Annotated in this window: 15 protein-coding genes; 12 read left to right on the top strand and 3 right to left on the bottom strand. The window is 58.7% G+C overall.

Annotated features, from left to right (window positions below):
- The first annotated feature begins 5 nt into the window (after positions 1-5).
- Positions 6-1,643 (top strand): FGGY-family carbohydrate kinase, encoded by a 1,638-nt coding sequence (locus FFM53_RS34720; protein WP_138390019.1) that lies wholly within the window; start codon positions 6-8, stop codon positions 1,641-1,643.
- A 50-nt stretch (positions 1,644-1,693) separates the two neighbouring features.
- On the opposite strand, the gene FFM53_RS34715 is transcribed toward FFM53_RS34720, so the two are convergent.
- Positions 1,694-2,305 (bottom strand): L,D-transpeptidase, encoded by a 612-nt coding sequence (locus FFM53_RS34715; protein ID WP_138390020.1) that lies wholly within the window; start codon positions 2,303-2,305, stop codon positions 1,694-1,696.
- A gap of 513 nt (positions 2,306-2,818) precedes the next feature.
- The gene (locus FFM53_RS34710; RefSeq protein WP_138390021.1) at positions 2,819-3,589 is read right to left on the bottom strand and encodes a FadR/GntR family transcriptional regulator; all 771 of its coding nucleotides are present in this window, start codon (positions 3,587-3,589) and stop codon (positions 2,819-2,821) included.
- 241 nt (positions 3,590-3,830) lie between these two features.
- Here FFM53_RS34710 and FFM53_RS34705 point away from each other — a divergent pair, with 241 nt between their 5' ends.
- From FFM53_RS34705 to FFM53_RS34670, 8 genes are all read left to right on the top strand, one after another.
- Complete coding sequence (locus FFM53_RS34705; RefSeq protein ID WP_138390022.1) at positions 3,831-4,811, top strand: substrate-binding domain-containing protein; 981 nt, start codon at positions 3,831-3,833, stop codon at positions 4,809-4,811.
- A gap of 71 nt (positions 4,812-4,882) precedes the next feature.
- Positions 4,883-6,409 (top strand): sugar ABC transporter ATP-binding protein, encoded by a 1,527-nt coding sequence (locus FFM53_RS34700; RefSeq protein WP_138390023.1) that lies wholly within the window; start codon positions 4,883-4,885, stop codon positions 6,407-6,409.
- A 14-nt stretch (positions 6,410-6,423) separates the two neighbouring features.
- Entirely contained in the window at positions 6,424-7,431 is a 1,008-nt protein-coding gene (locus FFM53_RS34695) for an ABC transporter permease (RefSeq protein ID WP_138390024.1), read from the top strand.
- A 4-nt stretch (positions 7,432-7,435) separates the two neighbouring features.
- Positions 7,436-8,326: an aldose 1-epimerase gene (locus FFM53_RS34690; RefSeq protein ID WP_138390025.1), complete on the top strand. Its 891-nt coding sequence runs from the start codon at positions 7,436-7,438 to the stop codon at positions 8,324-8,326.
- A 21-nt stretch (positions 8,327-8,347) separates the two neighbouring features.
- On the top strand, positions 8,348-9,970 hold the full coding sequence (locus FFM53_RS34685; RefSeq protein WP_138390026.1) for a GMC family oxidoreductase: 1,623 nt from the start codon (positions 8,348-8,350) through the stop codon (positions 9,968-9,970).
- A gap of 120 nt (positions 9,971-10,090) precedes the next feature.
- Positions 10,091-11,149, top strand: coding sequence for an alpha/beta fold hydrolase (locus tag FFM53_RS34680; protein WP_138390027.1), 1,059 nt, complete (start codon positions 10,091-10,093; stop codon positions 11,147-11,149).
- Positions 11,150-11,323: 174 nt separating this feature from the next.
- The gene (locus tag FFM53_RS34675) at positions 11,324-12,373 is read left to right on the top strand and encodes a class I SAM-dependent methyltransferase (protein WP_138390028.1); all 1,050 of its coding nucleotides are present in this window, start codon (positions 11,324-11,326) and stop codon (positions 12,371-12,373) included.
- Between the two features lie 311 nt (positions 12,374-12,684).
- On the top strand, positions 12,685-13,029 hold the full coding sequence (locus tag FFM53_RS34670; protein ID WP_138334218.1) for a YkgJ family cysteine cluster protein: 345 nt from the start codon (positions 12,685-12,687) through the stop codon (positions 13,027-13,029).
- A gap of 276 nt (positions 13,030-13,305) precedes the next feature.
- Here the strand turns inward: FFM53_RS34670 and FFM53_RS34665 are convergent, their stop codons facing one another.
- Positions 13,306-13,803, bottom strand: coding sequence for a PadR family transcriptional regulator (locus tag FFM53_RS34665; protein ID WP_138334216.1), 498 nt, complete (start codon positions 13,801-13,803; stop codon positions 13,306-13,308).
- A gap of 114 nt (positions 13,804-13,917) precedes the next feature.
- Here FFM53_RS34665 and FFM53_RS34660 point away from each other — a divergent pair, with 114 nt between their 5' ends.
- The 3 genes from FFM53_RS34660 to FFM53_RS34650 are packed head-to-tail and all read left to right on the top strand — an operon-like array spanning position 13,918 to position 15,010.
- A complete protein-coding gene (locus tag FFM53_RS34660; protein ID WP_062941771.1) occupies positions 13,918-14,469 on the top strand; it encodes an NADPH-dependent FMN reductase in 552 nt (183 codons plus the stop codon).
- A 51-nt stretch (positions 14,470-14,520) separates the two neighbouring features.
- Entirely contained in the window at positions 14,521-14,802 is a 282-nt protein-coding gene (locus tag FFM53_RS34655) for a DUF3861 domain-containing protein (RefSeq protein WP_138334214.1), read from the top strand.
- Between the two features lie 25 nt (positions 14,803-14,827).
- Positions 14,828-15,010 (top strand): hypothetical protein, encoded by a 183-nt coding sequence (locus tag FFM53_RS34650; protein WP_138390029.1) that lies wholly within the window; start codon positions 14,828-14,830, stop codon positions 15,008-15,010.
- The last annotated feature ends 29 nt before the right edge of the window (positions 15,011-15,039 follow it).

The following is a 15,039-nucleotide window of genomic DNA, read 5'->3' as shown; positions in this document are numbered from 1 at the left end:
AGACCATGAGCGACAAATCTCGCACACCAAAAGCAGATGCCAAACATGTCATCGGCGTCGACGTTGGCACCGGCAGCGCCCGCGCCGGCCTGTTCGACCTGACCGGCCGGATGCTGGCGTCCGCCAAGCGGAATATCACCCTGTTTCACGAACCGGGTTCCATGGTTGAGCAATCGAGCACCGAGATCTGGGCGGCCGTTTGCGCGGCAGTGCGCGAAGCGGTTTCCTCGGCCGGGGTCGATCCGGCGTCCGTCATGGGGCTCGGGTTCGATGCCACCTGTTCGCTCGTCGTCCTCGGCGAAGGCGGCAAGCCGCTTCCCGTCGGACCCTCGGAAGATCCGAACCGGGACATCATCGTATGGATGGACCACCGCGCCGTCCCACAGGCGGCGCGCATCAATGAGCTCGGCCATGACGTCCTGCGTTACGTTGGCGGCCGTATCTCGCCTGAGATGGAAACGCCCAAGCTGCTCTGGCTGAGGGAAAATCGCCCTGAGGTTTTTGATGCCGCGTGGCAATTCTTCGATCTTGCAGATTTTCTGACCTGGCGAGCGACTGGCGATCTGTCGCGTTCGACCTGCACGGTCACCTGCAAGTGGACCTATCTCGCCCATGAGAAGCGCTGGGATGGAGATTATTTTCACCAGATCGGCCTCGGCACGCTCGCCGACGAAGAGTTTGCCCGCATCGGGCAGGCTATCGTCGAGCCCGGTTCGGCACTCGGTCGAGGACTGACCGCGGCTGCAGCCGGCGAGCTCGGCCTGAAGCCGGAAACGCCCGTCGCTGCCGGACTGATCGATGCCCATGCGGGCGGAATCGGAACCGTTGGCACGGGTGCCGGTCCACAAGCCAATCTGGCCTATGTCTTCGGTACTTCCTCCTGCACGATGACATCGACAGCTGAGCCGTCGTTCGTGCCCGGCGTCTGGGGGCCTTATTATTCGGCCATGGTGCCGGGACTATGGCTGAACGAGGGTGGCCAGAGTGCCGCCGGCGCTGCGATCGACCAGTTGCTCTCCTTCCATCCGGCTGCCGCGGAAGCGAGGGAGCTTTCGAAGAAGGCGGGCGTTCCGCTGCCGGTTCTGCTCGCAGATATGGCCGCCCGAAAGGCGGGCCGTTCTTCCGATGCCGTCACGCTTGCGACCGGATTGCACGTCGTTCCCGAGTTCCTCGGCAACCGCGCGCCCTTTGCCGATCCGCATGCCCGCGCAATCATTGCCGGTCTCGGGATGGAGGACGATATCGGCAGCCTGGTTTCTCTTTACGTCGCAGGGCTTTGCGGTATCGGCTACGGCCTCAGGCAGATCATCGAGACGCAGGCCGATGCGGGCGTTACCATCGAAAACATCGTCATCAGCGGTGGCGCCGGCCAGCACGACTTCGTTCGCCAGCTGCTTGCCGATGCGAGCGGCAAGCCGGTCATCGCGACAAAGGCAGAAGAACCGGTCCTCCTGGGGGCCGCCATCTTGGGCGCTGTCGCCAGCGGGCTGTTTGCGGATCTACGCCAAGCGATGACAACACTCTCGGCGGTCGAAACGACATTCCTGCCATCAGAAGGTCCGATCCCCGATATTCATCATAAACGCTATGAAGGATTCAAGGAGCTTCAGGCTCTGGCGCGCAAGCTGCGTATCGACGGTTAGATATCCAACGCCAATCCGCAGATGTCCATCAGCGATCGATCGGCCAAGAGCTAGCGCCGAACGATGACCTTGGTTCCCGGCTGGACGATCTCGTAAAGCTCTTCGACATCTTGACGGTACATTCGAAAGCACCCGCTCGACGCGTTGGTGCCGATAGACGAGGGGTCGTTGGTGCCGTGGATGCGCAACAGGCCATCGGCGAGATAGATCGCGCGGGTTCCAAGCGGATTGGCGGGGCCGGGCTTCACGACCGCTGGAAGCCGAGGGTTCTTCTGCCGCATGCCGGCCGTGGGTCGCCATTCAGGATGCGCTCGCTTCGACACGACCCGCGTGGATCCATACCATTGCTTGCCCTCACGGCCGACCGCTATGGGGTAAGCGAATTGTTCGCCCCAAGGGGTGGTGTAAATGAGCGTATGCTCGCTCGTCACGATTTCGATGGTTCCTTTTGCACGCCCTCTCGGCGATTGCCTGCGATCATGCAGGGGCTCTTGATAGGGAGGCGCTGGATCGTAATCGAGTGGTGGCGGATAGGGGCTGTAGGGATCGTCGTAACCATATCCACCAAAGTCGTCATATCCATCATACGGCCCATAGATCTGGGCTTGAGTCTGAAAGACCGTCAGCAAAAAGGCCGCAGCCACGAGAGCCAGCAATCTCATCTTGTCGCCATCCGCTTGTTGAACAAGCCTGATTGGGCTGAATTCTGTGGCGGCACTATGACTGCTCACCGAAGGATCTTGAAAAGCTATTGCCGCTGATGCTGCTGCGGTCGCTCAATCGGTCGGGGCCGGCATCGAACAGAAACTGGCTGAGACCGATCCTCTTCCTCTTCCGCCTCCACCAGGAGGCACCGGATGTCGACCCGCTTGCCACCGCGCTTTACGATGGCCTCCTTGCTCTTGCCACAAGACCGTAAGCTCAGCGACAGTCAACGGAGGTACAGCGTCCACGTTGCGGCGACTTCGCTTCGTGCTCAAACGCCAGCAGGCGCGACGACCGTTTGGGACAGCAACGGCCGTCATTGCCGCAACTATGATCCCCTCCTGAATTCGAGACGACAGGCCGATGAACAGGGCTTGGGATGGGGGCGAAGGCCCCCCGTGACGGCGCCTGCATGCTCGCGCGTTGAATCCAGCTTATCCCCATCGCTGAGCGAAGCACGTCTTGTTACCTTAGCTGCTCCCTTTGTTCTTTCGAAGCGCGTCCGTTATTTCCGCTCTCGCAACTCCGATCAAGGTTTCCATCGCCTTTCTAGCCGCGGCTGGATCGCGAACGCGTATCGCTTCCAGGACGTCCAGGTGTTTTTGAATGGCTTGTTCGTGAGACTGACTGGCGCGGTTGGTGAGGCGAAAGCTCGCAAGAAGCGCGGCCCGAATGGCGCTCGCAAACTGCCTGAAGACCCAGTTTCCGCTGGCATTGATGATTGCTGTATGGAACTCAAGGTCCGCTCGGCTCCATTCCTCGTTGTCACGGGCGTTTGCGTCGACCATGTCCTCGAATGCCTGGGCAATTCGGGCCAGTTGTTTGGCGGTTGCCTTTGTCGCGGCATGCTCCGCAGCGGCAGGTTCGAGCAAATGACGCGCGTCGATCAGTGATGTGTAAAAGGACTCATCGCCACCGAGGGAAAGCATTACGTCAAGAACGAGCGGATCCAGGTAGTTCCAGTTTTCTCGCGGAAGCACTGTGGTTCCGGCTCGGGTTCTGGACCGGATCAACCCGATTGCCGATAGATACTGCATGGCTTCGCGCAATGTCGTTCTGCTGACGCCGAATTGATCCGTCAGGTCCGCTTCATTGGGGAGCGTAGAACCCTCAGGCAACGCGCCGGAGACAATCCTTTCTACGAACTTGGATAGCAGCGCCTCGCGAACGGAACGCTTGCCGCGAGATGCGATCTCGATGCCCCCGTCGGTGAGCTTCCACTCGTTGCGTGAGATTGTCACTGGCTGCCTCCCATAACCCCTATTGCGGCTTATCCGAAACTTGCGACGACCGGAAACTCTTTTTCCAGGCCTTGTTTCTGCGCGCCGCGTCAGTTGGGTTGTAGCACATGAAAAGAGTCGCCCGCCATATCTTTAAAAAAATAAATCCTATTTATATTGACAATAATCATACCTAATTTAAATTCGCCTGGTCGGTTGGCTCCGCCATGGAGCCTGTCGTTGAAGATAACGGGAGGGAGCAATGAAGCTCGTCGTACGCGCCGCGATCCTGGCGCTCACCACAATTGCTGGATCACATGCCACGTCAGCTTTCGCGCAGGACAAGGACCTGAAGGTCGGCGCCATCTACATGGATGCTCAGGGGTTTTATGCAGGTGTTCGCAAAGGCATCCAGACCGGCGCGAATGATGCCGGCCGCAAGCTGGATATCGTCGAGACCAACGCTCAGGGTGATGTAAGCAAAGAATCTTCGTTCATCGACTCCCTGATCTCATCAGGCGTGCAGGCCATCATCGTATCGCCTGTCTCCGCAGATGGTTCGTATCGCGCGATCCGCCGCGCTCATGAAGCCGGCATTCCGGTCGTCTGCTACAACACATGCCTCAACGACGCCGACATGAAGGAATATATCTCGGCCTACGCTGTCGGCGATCCCTATGATTTCGGTCACAAGCTTGGTGATGCTGCAGCCGACTACTTCATCGCGGAAAAGAACGATGCGCCGAAGATCGCCGTCCTGAACTGCGAATTCGTGGAGGTGTGCGTGACTCGCCGTAAGGGTTTTGAGGAGGCTCTGAAGGCAAAGGTTCCAGGCGCACAGATCGTCGCAAACCAGGAAGGCGCTGTCCTCGACAAGGCGGTTTCGGTAGCAAGCACGATGCTGTCGTCGAACCCCGATATCGATGCCTTTTTCGGCGAAGCAGGTGGTGCAACACTCGGTGCCGCTCGTGCCGTGAAGAGCCAGGGCAAGACCGGAAAGGTTGTCGTCTTCGGTGGTGACATGACGACCGAGATCGCTCAGGAACTGGCCGACTTCACCGTCATCAAGGCCGTTGTCGATATCTCCGGCCAAGGCCTCGGCAAGCTTGCGCTCGCTCAGGCCATCAAGTCGATCGATGGGCAACCGCCGGAAGGCATCAAGGTCGCCTACAATATCGATCTCTACAAATCTTCCGAAGACGGCAAGGCGTGGCTGAAGGCCCACTCCGACGGCATTCCGTAAGATCACCTCCCAAGTCACGAGCGTCGAGGCCGCCGGGCGACCGGCGGCGCCTTTTCGAAGGTGGAAATTGAATGACACAGACATCGCGAACGGCCGAACTCGCTTCCCATCCGATCGCATCGATTGCGGGGTGCACACGTCAATATCCCGGCGTGCTAGCTCTCGACAATGCATCGTTTTCAGTAGCGGCCGGAGAGGTGAGGGCGCTACTTGGGAAGAACGGCGCGGGCAAATCGACGCTGATCAGACTCCTCACTGGAGCTGAAATCCCCGATAGCGGAACCGTGATGATCGACGGCGAGGAACTGCGACACTCGGGATCCAGCCGCGCCCAGGATGCATTCGAAAAGGGTGTTCGGGTCGTCTACCAGGAACTCAGTCTCGTTCCTGGCATGACACTTGCGGAAAACCTATTCCTTGGCCGTTGGCCAAGGAAGGGTGGTGTCATCCAATACGCCGACATGGAAGCGGAAGCATCCGCGGCCATGCGACGACTAGGGCTTAACCGTGCCCCCAATGCCCTGGTTGCAAGCCTGAGCCCGGCTGAGCGCCAGCTCCTCGAGATTGCTCGCGTTCTCCTTGGAAGGCCGAAACTCGTCATTCTCGACGAGCCGACCAGTTCGCTTGCTGCCGCCGAAGCCGAGAAGGTCATGGCGGCGGTAACCCGCATCGCCTCGGAAGGCATCGCGGTCATCTATGTCAGCCATAGAATGAACGAGATCCGTCAAATTGCGCATTCAGCAACGATCATGCGCGATGGGCGCATCATCGATACTGTCGACGTCAAGGGCGCCGATACCCGAGAGATCGTTCGGCTCATGCTTGGCGCCGAGGCTTCAAAGGCAGCGGCATTGGACAATCGAAGCCAAGAGAAGACCGTTCTGGAAGTTCGAGACATCGCCCTGGCGCCCAAACTGACTTCCGTTTCCTTTCAACTCAAGGCTGGAGAAGTGCTCGGGATTGCCGGGCTTCTAGGCTCCGGGCGGACAGAGCTTCTTCAGGCAATCATGGGCGTCCGTTCCTACGATCACGGGCAAGTCCTCGTTGACGGTCAGGCCGCTCAACCCGGCCGCTACAAAAGAATGATTGCCATGGGCTTCGCCTATACGCCCGAAAGCCGGAAAGAGGAGGGGATCGTTCCTCTTCTCGGTGTCGACGAGAATACGCTTTCGACAAATTTTGCCGGCGTTAGCAAGTACGGAACCCTATCTACCAAGATGATGGCGGATGCCACACGCAAGGTGATCCAGCGCCTGCATATCAAGACAGCCCAGACGGACACCCCGATTGGCACGCTGTCGGGCGGAAACCAGCAAAAGGTCGTTATCGGCAGATGGGTTTATGCCAACAGCCGCGTCCTGCTCCTGGACGAGCCCACCAGAGGCGTGGACGTCGAAGCGAAGGCTCAGATCTACGCCATCATTCGTCAGCTTGCAGCGGAAGGGCGGAGCGTGATCTTCGTCTCCAGCGAGATTGAGGAACTGCCGCTCGTCTGCGATCGAGTGCTGGTCCTCAGGGACGGCACCCTCAAAGAAGAATTCAAATCACCCAAGATCGATCAGGACGCCTTGATGGCTGCCTGCATCGCCGGACATTGAGGGAGAGACGCGATATGTCACTCGACCAGACTGCAAAGTCAGAATCGGCGACCGAAGGAACAAGATCTCGTTTCTCGTTGTCGCAACATATGAACGAACTCAGTTTGTTCGTTGCGATCGTAATACTTTACGTCGTTTTTACAACCACGGCGAACGGTTTCCTTTCGTTCAATAACCAGATCAACATCCTTCGAGACGCTGCTACGATTGGGATCGCTGCGTGGGCGGCTACGCTCATTATCATTGCGGGTGAAATCGATGTCAGCGTCGGTCCGATGGTGGCGTTCATTTCCGTCGTGCTTGCATTTCTGCTTCAGTGGGGCGTTCCGACGCCGATCGCCTTCGCACTTGCGATTTTGGTCGGTGCTTTGCTTGGTTCGATCGCCGGAGCTCTGCGAGCATACTTCGACGTCCCGTCCTTCGTTGGCACCCTCGGTCTGTGGAGTGCTCTTCGCGGGACCGCGTTGTTCGTGACCGATGCGCTGCCCGTTTCTATCGGTCGCAACGATACTCTGGACGCCCTTGATCGTTCGTTTCTTGGTATTCCGCCTGCCGCGATCATCATGCTGATCTTGTTTGCGTTGTTCACCTTCATCAGCCGAAAGACAGCTTTCGGCAGGTCCGTCTTCGCGATCGGCGGCAATGCTCACGCAGCGTTTCTGAGCGGCATCAGCGTCTCCAGGATACGCGTCGCGCTCTTTGCGATCGCCGGTGCCATGGCGGCGATTTCCGGTATTCTCCTGCTCTCACGACTGGGATCGGGCAACGCGACCGCAGCCACCGGCCTCGAGTTCGACGTTATCGCAGCTGTCGTGGTCGGAGGGACCTCGCTGTCTGGCGGGCGGGGCTCGATGCTTGGCACGCTTCTGGGCGTGCTGGTTATCACCCTCATCGGTAACGGCCTTGTCCTGCTTGGAATCAATCCTTTCTTCCAGCAGGTTGTGCGCGGTCTGATCATCGTCATCGCGGTGCTCGCCAATATCCAGGCGATCAAGCGCAGCATGTCACGTAACAAGAGCTGATCTCATGTCCATTGTAAGCCTTGAGGCAGGGCCGCTGTCTCTTCGCGTCTCGACAAGAGGAGGGCTTGTGCTCGGCTTTTGGCGAGATGTGGGGTCGGCCAGGACAGCGCTTCTGCGTCCCTGCCTGTCCGACGACGTCGATGCGCTTGGCTCTTCCTGCTACCCGCTTGTGCCATTCGGCAACAGGGTGAAGGACAATAAGTTCTCGTTTGAAGGAAACGACTATCACTTCCCCCCGAACACGGACTGGGACAAGCACTATCTGCATGGCGAGGGTTGGCAGGCGGACTGGTCGATCGGACGGAAGACATCGACCTCGGTTGAATTGGCTTTCGCCCACGAAGGCCAAGGCACCCCATACGAATACCAAGCCTGGCAGCGCTTCGCCCTCGACGAACAAGGGCTGACCATGACGCTTGCGGTCGAAAATCGTGGCCAGCGCTCACTGCCATTCGGACTCGGCTGGCATCCTTACTTTCCGATGACGCCGAAGACGACCTTGCTTGCTCCCGCTCGCAAGTTTTGGACGGAAGTCGAAGGATGGCTGCCAGGCCACCAGACCGAAATACCGAAGGAGTTGGACTTTAGTTCTCCGGCGCCGCTGCCCCAACATTGGGTCAACAACGGGTTCGAGGATTGGAGTGGTGAAGCACTCATCACTTGGCCGGAGCGGAATACATCGCTCCACTTAACTGCCGACGCCATTTTCAAGCACGCCTTTGCGTTCGTATCAGATACGACTTTCGATACGAGCTTCAAGCGTGACTACTTTTGCTTTGAGCCGATGAGCCATCTCGCCAACGGACACAATCTGCCCGACCTTGGCGGCCTCAAGGTTTTGAAATCCGGTGAAGCCATCTCTGGCAGCATCCACATGCGCCCCTCCAGCAACTGATATCGATTACCGGAGTTTCCAATGCCTGCGAGTGACCGTTACGATTACATCATCGTTGGTGGAGGAAGCTCCGCCTGCGTCGTCGCCGAGAAACTGGTGCGCGAGGGCAAGGCGCGCGTCCTGCTTCTGGAGCGCGGACCCGCAAAAGCCAATCCGATCATGAGCTTTCCAGCCGGGTACATGAAGTTTCTTGCCAAAGACACATATCTTGCCATGCATCAAACCAAGCCGCAGCCCCATCTGAACGGCCGTGGTCCCATTGTGCCGCAAGGCAGGGTTTTAGGCGGCGGCAGCGCCGTCAACGCAATGGTCTACATGCGCGGACAGGCGGCTGATTTTGATCTTTGGAACGAACTGGTCACGTCGAAAGGATCCAATGACGGCGCCTGGTCCTACGGCGACCTGCTTCCGTATTTTAAGGCGCAGGAGGACAATGATCATCTTGGCGGTGACTTCCATGGTGTCGGCGGGCCGCTGAAGATCTCACATCTTGGACACACAAGCGCGATGACGCGGACCTACGTGAAAACCCTGCAAGCCATGGGGATCCCCTACAACCCGGACTTTAACGGCGCACATCAGTTTGGCGTCGGATTCATGCAGCATACCATAGACTGGAAGACCAGAAGGCGGTCTAGCGCCGTCGATGCCTTCCTCGCACCAGTGATGAGCGATCCGCTGCTGACCATCGAGACGGAAGCGACCGTCACCTCGATTAGGATGGAAAGCGATCGCGCCACTGGCGTCGATTACATACGCAACGGGAGCCGGAAATCCGCGAGCGCAGGGGAGATCATTCTCGCCGCTGGAGCCTACCAGACGCCAAAACTGTTGATGATTTCTGGTGTTGGACCGGACGAAGAACTCACCAAGCATAATATTCAGAAGAAAGTCGTGCTGCCTGGCGTCGGCAAGAACCTGCAGGATCATTACGAGTGCCCGGTCGTTGCAACCACGAAGGGGGCCTTTGGCTATTACGGTGCGGACCAAGGCTGGCCAATGATCAAGGCTGGGCTGCAGTATCTCATGTTCAAGACGGGTCCGGTCTCGACGACTGGGGTGGAGACCTGCGCGTTCTACGACCCTGACGGCAATAACGATCGACCGACGATCCAGATGTTCTGTGTGCCGACCGTCTACCTGGACCGGGACGTCATGGGCACCGAACCCGGTGATGGCGTCACGATCAACTCGCTTCTGCTTCGTCCAAAGGCGAGGGGATCGGTGACGTTGGCGTCGAGCGATCCATTCGAAAACCCGATCGTCGACACCCAGATCTTCGGCCATCCCGATGACCTGCGCCTGACCATTGCAGGGTTCCGGTTCGCCCGGATGGTTCTCGAAGCCTCCCCCATGCGTGAGCTGATCGAAAAAGAGATATTCCCTGGCGCGGACGTGACAAGTGACGAGGCCCTCGCCGCTCATTGCAAGCGCACTGTTAAAACCGGCTATCACCCTGTCGGCACGTGCAAGATGGGTCAAGACAGCGACCCGGAAGCGGTCCTGGATACCAGCCTCAGGGTCCGGGGCACACGAGGCTTGCGGGTCGTAGACGCGTCTCTGATGCCAACGATCGTCAGCGGCAACACCAACGCTGCCGTCATGGCTGCGGCAGGCAAAGCTGCCGGCCTTATCCTCGCATAGACTGGGCACATCATGAAGATCATAAAATTCACAACCTACAGGCCATCGCTGGAGCAATTGGAATCGCCCCTCTAGGAGATAGGTCTGTTATGCGATCTTCGGCTGCGATATTCTCGACCGATGAAACTCAGTCAGACCATACGGTTCGCTACAGCCGAGGACGGCACCCGTATCGCCATGGCGTCTTGCGGGCAGGGCCAGGTGATCCTGCGGGCGGCGCACTGGCTGAGCCATGTCGATTACGATCTCGAAAGCCCGGTGTGGCGGCCGTGGCTCCAGGCGCTGTCCGCCCATAACCGGTTTGTGCGCTACGATCCGCGCGGCTGCGGTCTGTCGGACCGGCATGTCTTTGACCTTTCGGTCGAAGCGTGGCACGCAGACCTTGCTGCGGTGGCAGCGTCGATCGAGGAGCCGCGCTTCGTCCTCCTCGGTCTTTCGCAGGGCGGCGCACTCGCTATCGCATACGCCCTCAAGTATCCCGAGCGAGTATCGCATCTCGTGCTTTTGAACGCCTACGGTCAGGGTGCCCGCGCCAGAGCCCAGACCGAGGCCGAGCGGCTGGAAGCCGAGACCCTTGTCAATTTCGTTCGCATCGGCTGGGGACGCGATAATCCGGCGTTTTGCCGGTTCTTCACCAATCTCTTTATCCCCGACGGCACAGCTGAACAGCATCGCTGGTGGGGCGATCTCGAACGCCAAACGGCAACGCCCGACGTCGCCGCACAACTTCTTTGGCAGATGCAGGGGATCGATGTCCTGGACCTTGCGGCGATGCTGCGCGTCCCGACGTTGATCGCACACAGCCGCGGCGACATGCGCGTGCCGTTTGACCAGGGTTGCAAGCTCGCCGCCGCGATTCCGGGCGCGCGCTTCGTGCCACTTGAGAGCAAAAACCATGTGCTCTTGCCGGACGAGCCTGCGTGGAACCTGTTTCAAGCCGAACTTGCCGCCTTCCTCGGACAGGATCGAGCCGTGCAGCCGCGCGCAGTTCGTGAGGCCGGTCTGACACCCGCCGAAGCCGCCCTTCTCGACCTCGTCGCGGAGGGGCTAGACAACCGCGTGATTGCAGAACGGCTTGGCAAGAGTGCAAAGACCGTGCGAAACCAGCTGTCGGTGATCTTCACCAAACTCGGCGTTCATAGCCGCTCGCAAGCGATTGTCCTCGCGCTCTCCCGATAGTCCCGCTTCTGTAGGTAGATAGACCTCCTCCGATGCCGATGGGACATGTGTCCCTCCAAGGAACGGGATTTCTTCGCAGACGCGGGACAACCGCCTCATGCCCGCCGAGACGGCAAGCTTCACCCTTGGCGTCACGGATGGCAGGACGCCATCCGAGCACCGGGAGGAATTCACGTGACGGAAATCAACGAAACCACGCTCAATGAACTCGTGGGCCGCGTCCTTGGCGACCTTGGTGGAGCGGTTAGCGTGCCGCTGGTCCGGATAGGAGATGCTCTCGGACTATACAGGTCGCTTAAGGAGATCGGGCCGGTGAAGGCCGACGAACTTGCCGATGCCTCGGGATGCGCACCTCGCTATGTGCGCGAGTGGCTGGCGGCGCAGGCTGCCTCGGGTTATGTGCACCATGAGCGAGGATTGTTCTCGCTGACCCCCGAACAGGCCTTCGTGTTTGCCGAGCCGGACAGCCCGGTCAATCTGATCGGCGCGTTCGATACCGCTGCTGCGATGGTCGAGAACCAGCCGAAGGTGCAGTCCGCCTTCAAAACCGGCCGAGGCGTTGCCTGGGGCGATCAGGCTGGCTGCATGTTCTGCGCTGTCGCGCGGCTGTTCCGCCCGGGTTATGTCAATGCCCTTGTGCAGGACTGGCTGCCGGCGCTCGACGGTGTCACCGACAGGTTGAAAACGGGTGCGAAGGTGGCGGACGTCGGATGTGGGCACGGGCTATCGACGATCCTGATGGCGCAGGCGTTTCCCAATTCCCGGTTTGTGGGCTACGACTTCCATCCAGGCTCGATTGTTGCTGCGTCCGCGCACGCCCAGGCACACGGTTTGACGAACCTGCACTTCGAGGTCGGCAGGGCGCAGGACTTCGACGGCCGAGATTTCGATTTGATCACCTGCTTCGACTGCTTGCACGACATGGGCGACCCGAAAGCCGCTGCGGCTCATATCCGAAAGGCGTTAAAAGAGGGCGGCGTCTGGATGGTGGTCGAACCAATGGCCGGAGATACGCTGGAGGAGAATATCAATCCGGTTGGACGGCTCTACTACTCAGCCTCGACGATGATCTGCGTTCCGACCTCGCTTGCGCAGGAGACAGGGCTGGCACTCGGTGCGCAAGCGGGAGAGCGGCGATTGGCCGAGGTGATCCGCTCAGGCGGTTTCACTCATATCCGGCGTGCAGCCCAGACGCCCCTCAACATGATCCTCGAGGCCACCTGACAGGCCGCGCCTCCCGTTGGAAATGCTGCGCCGCATTCCCGGCCTCGTCAGGAAAGTCGACGAGTGCGGCGACGGCTTGCAGGAGCACGCCAGCCGCCCCATCGTCAACGGCGGCGGTAAACCATGCATCTGATTGTCGGCCTGACGGCAACTGTCGAAGTAAGAATATCCATTGATCCCAAATTCACTTGGACAGATACGACTTCATGAACGAGCCTTCGAGGAGCCTGATGAAGGTAGATGCGCTCGCGCCAGGTTAAGCGCATAGCCGAAGGCTTTGCTCTTGGCGGGCTGTGTGGTAGGAGCGTGCCATGACATCATTGATCGATTTCGATTGCCAAGGCTGCGGAGCCTGCTGCTCCTTTTCGCCGACCTGGCCCAGATTCTCCACCGAAACAGACGCTGCTCTCGATTTGCTGCCGGCGCATTTCGTAGCCGCGAACCAGCAAGGGATGCGTTGCGACGGTGCGCGCTGCTCCGCACTGGTCGGTCGCGTCGGTTCAGAGACATCCTGTCAAGTATACGATCTTCGGCCTGACGTCTGCCGCGCCTGTGTCCCAGGCGATGACGCTTGCTTGACCGCGCGCGCGTTCTTCGGGCTCGGTCAGCCAAGTTTGCCGCCCGGTCACATCGATGCGGAACTGCCAATGAACTGAGATGCGTGGTTCCGTCCGGCTCCTCTCTTCGTCCCGTCTCCTCCGAGAGCGAGTAGGCGCCTGCTGATCCAATCCACGCTGACGTTGAATCCCTCTTCCACTCAGCCGAAAAGAACTCTTGGCTACAGAGGGAGATGACTTATGGCTGACGAAAACAGGACAGGCCCCGTTACCGCGGTTGCTGAAACGGATGCAACGGCAAAAGTGCCGGCGGCGAAAAAGCAGCGCACCACGGCGCCCGAAGGCAGTTGCCGGAGCAACGGGTCGCAACTGTACTCAAAGACGCTCGATCTTACGGACCGCTTCGTCAATAATATCCGCAACATCCAACTGAAGGTCACGGGTAGGGTCTCCCGCCAACTTCTGACCCAGGGCGGTCTTCAGCCCTTGCATCGCGCGTCCGACAGGACCGGCCGACACATCAGTGCCACGAAAACGCAAAGCCTCGATCCTTGCCAGCACACCCTGCGCCTCCGTGCGATGCTCATCGAGGTAATGTTTTCCATCCGCGTTCAGCACATACGCACGTTTCTGATCGCTCGGCGCCGACGAGGATAGGAGCATCTGATCCATCATCATGGAAAGCTTTGGATAAACGATCCCCGAACTGGGTGCGTAATTACCACCGGACCGCGTTTTGATCTCTTTGATTAAATCATACCCGTGCCGCGGCACTTCGCCTTCCATCAACAGCAATAAAAGATATCCCAACTCATCGCCGTCGAGCATTCGACGTCCGGCGGGGGCTTCAACATTGATATCATTCTTTGCCATGTTAGCTCTAAGCCATCTCTAAGATATATCGTGACACTGATTTAATGCGTTGTATACATGACGCCGACGCCGCACTCGATTGTCAATGCGGCTCATTCAAGCGTGAGAGCGAAAATGAAGAAAGTTGCAGTCATCGTTGGCTCGCTGCGTCGCGAGTCCATCAATAAAAAATTCGCGAAGGTCCTCGCTCACCTGGCCAAAGATCGCCTTCACTTCGATATCGTCGACCTCAGCAATGTCCCGCTTTACAACGACGACCTCTGGGAAACCGTACCGGAGTCCATTTTGGAGCTTAAGCGGCGTATCTCGGAAGCCGATGGCGTACTTTTTGTGTCTCCCGAATATAATCGCTCGTTCACCCCGGTTCTCAAAAACGCCATCGATTGGGGCACGCGCCCTTATGGAAAGAACGTTTTCTCGAACAAGCCGGGCGCTGTGGTCGGCACGTCGCCCGGTGCAATCGGTTCGGCTGTCGGTCAGAGCCAGTTGCGGACGGTCTTGGCTTCGATCCACGTCGTTACGATGGGACAGCCCGAGGTTTACCTTTCTTGGAAGGAGGATTTGTTCGACGCCGACCTAGACATCGTCAACGAGTCCACACGGGGCTTCCTGGAGACCTGGGTGGATCACTTCGCCCGTTGGATTGACCGAATGGGTGGAGATTGACCAGCTCGTAATGCCGCCGCGCTATTGCCGCTGCCCTCAAGGAAGTTTGTAATGCCCCACAAGTACAGGGTCGCCGTGGAAGAAATCGGCGATGAAGCGGTCACCAAGGAGCCTCTGGTTTTCGAAGTGACCAATCATGATGACCTGTTGCACATCCTGAAACTGGTTCAGGAAAAGAGAGTCGTTCCACCTGAAGAGGCAGCCGAGCTGACGATCGGGTTCAAGTTATTCGCTGAGGTGCTGCTGCGTCATCGCGCCAAGCCGCCGTTTGCAGACTTCTTCCCGCACGTCAAAGAATTCATGCAACAGTTGAAGCGCTACGAACCTCGGTAGCGCTCTATGCCTTCCCAGACTTTCGATGACGACCGACCAGGATCTGTTGATCGCCGTATACGCCATCGTAGGCGTTGATCGTAAACTAAATAGCCGCGACCCCTCTGAACTGAGAAGGATCGCAGAATCCTTACATCAGCAGCATCCGCATCGCACATCTGACGAAATTGAAGAGCGCATAAAGAGCATCCTGCGCAACAAGCGCTGAGTTTCCGCAACGGCCATAGGCCACCTGAA

It is taken from the genome of Rhizobium indicum (assembly GCF_005862305.2).
Lineage (GTDB): Bacteria > Pseudomonadota > Alphaproteobacteria > Rhizobiales > Rhizobiaceae > Rhizobium > Rhizobium indicum.
The sequence above is the reverse complement of the archived record's forward strand: the minus strand, read 5'-3'. Positions and strand labels throughout refer to the sequence as shown.

What these genes read in the sequence shown, in the direction of transcription:
- FFM53_RS34720 (WP_138390019.1), top strand. Translation starts at nt 6, where the DNA reads ATGAGCGACAAATCTCGCACACCAAAAGCAGATGCCAAACATGTCATC.
- FFM53_RS34715 (WP_138390020.1), bottom strand. Translation starts at nt 2,305, where the DNA reads ATGAGATTGCTGGCTCTCGTGGCTGCGGCCTTTTTGCTGACGGTCTTT.
- FFM53_RS34705 (WP_138390022.1), top strand. Translation starts at nt 3,831, where the DNA reads ATGAAGCTCGTCGTACGCGCCGCGATCCTGGCGCTCACCACAATTGCT.
- FFM53_RS34700 (WP_138390023.1), top strand. Translation starts at nt 4,883, where the DNA reads ATGACACAGACATCGCGAACGGCCGAACTCGCTTCCCATCCGATCGCA.
- FFM53_RS34695 (WP_138390024.1), top strand. Translation starts at nt 6,424, where the DNA reads ATGTCACTCGACCAGACTGCAAAGTCAGAATCGGCGACCGAAGGAACA.
- FFM53_RS34690 (WP_138390025.1), top strand. Translation starts at nt 7,436, where the DNA reads ATGTCCATTGTAAGCCTTGAGGCAGGGCCGCTGTCTCTTCGCGTCTCG.
- FFM53_RS34685 (WP_138390026.1), top strand. Translation starts at nt 8,348, where the DNA reads ATGCCTGCGAGTGACCGTTACGATTACATCATCGTTGGTGGAGGAAGC.
- FFM53_RS34680 (WP_138390027.1), top strand. Translation starts at nt 10,091, where the DNA reads ATGAAACTCAGTCAGACCATACGGTTCGCTACAGCCGAGGACGGCACC.
- FFM53_RS34670 (WP_138334218.1), top strand. Translation starts at nt 12,685, where the DNA reads ATGACATCATTGATCGATTTCGATTGCCAAGGCTGCGGAGCCTGCTGC.
- FFM53_RS34665 (WP_138334216.1), bottom strand. Translation starts at nt 13,803, where the DNA reads ATGGCAAAGAATGATATCAATGTTGAAGCCCCCGCCGGACGTCGAATG.
- FFM53_RS34660 (WP_062941771.1), top strand. Translation starts at nt 13,918, where the DNA reads ATGAAGAAAGTTGCAGTCATCGTTGGCTCGCTGCGTCGCGAGTCCATC.
- FFM53_RS34655 (WP_138334214.1), top strand. Translation starts at nt 14,521, where the DNA reads ATGCCCCACAAGTACAGGGTCGCCGTGGAAGAAATCGGCGATGAAGCG.
- FFM53_RS34650 (WP_138390029.1), top strand. Translation starts at nt 14,828, where the DNA reads ATGACGACCGACCAGGATCTGTTGATCGCCGTATACGCCATCGTAGGC.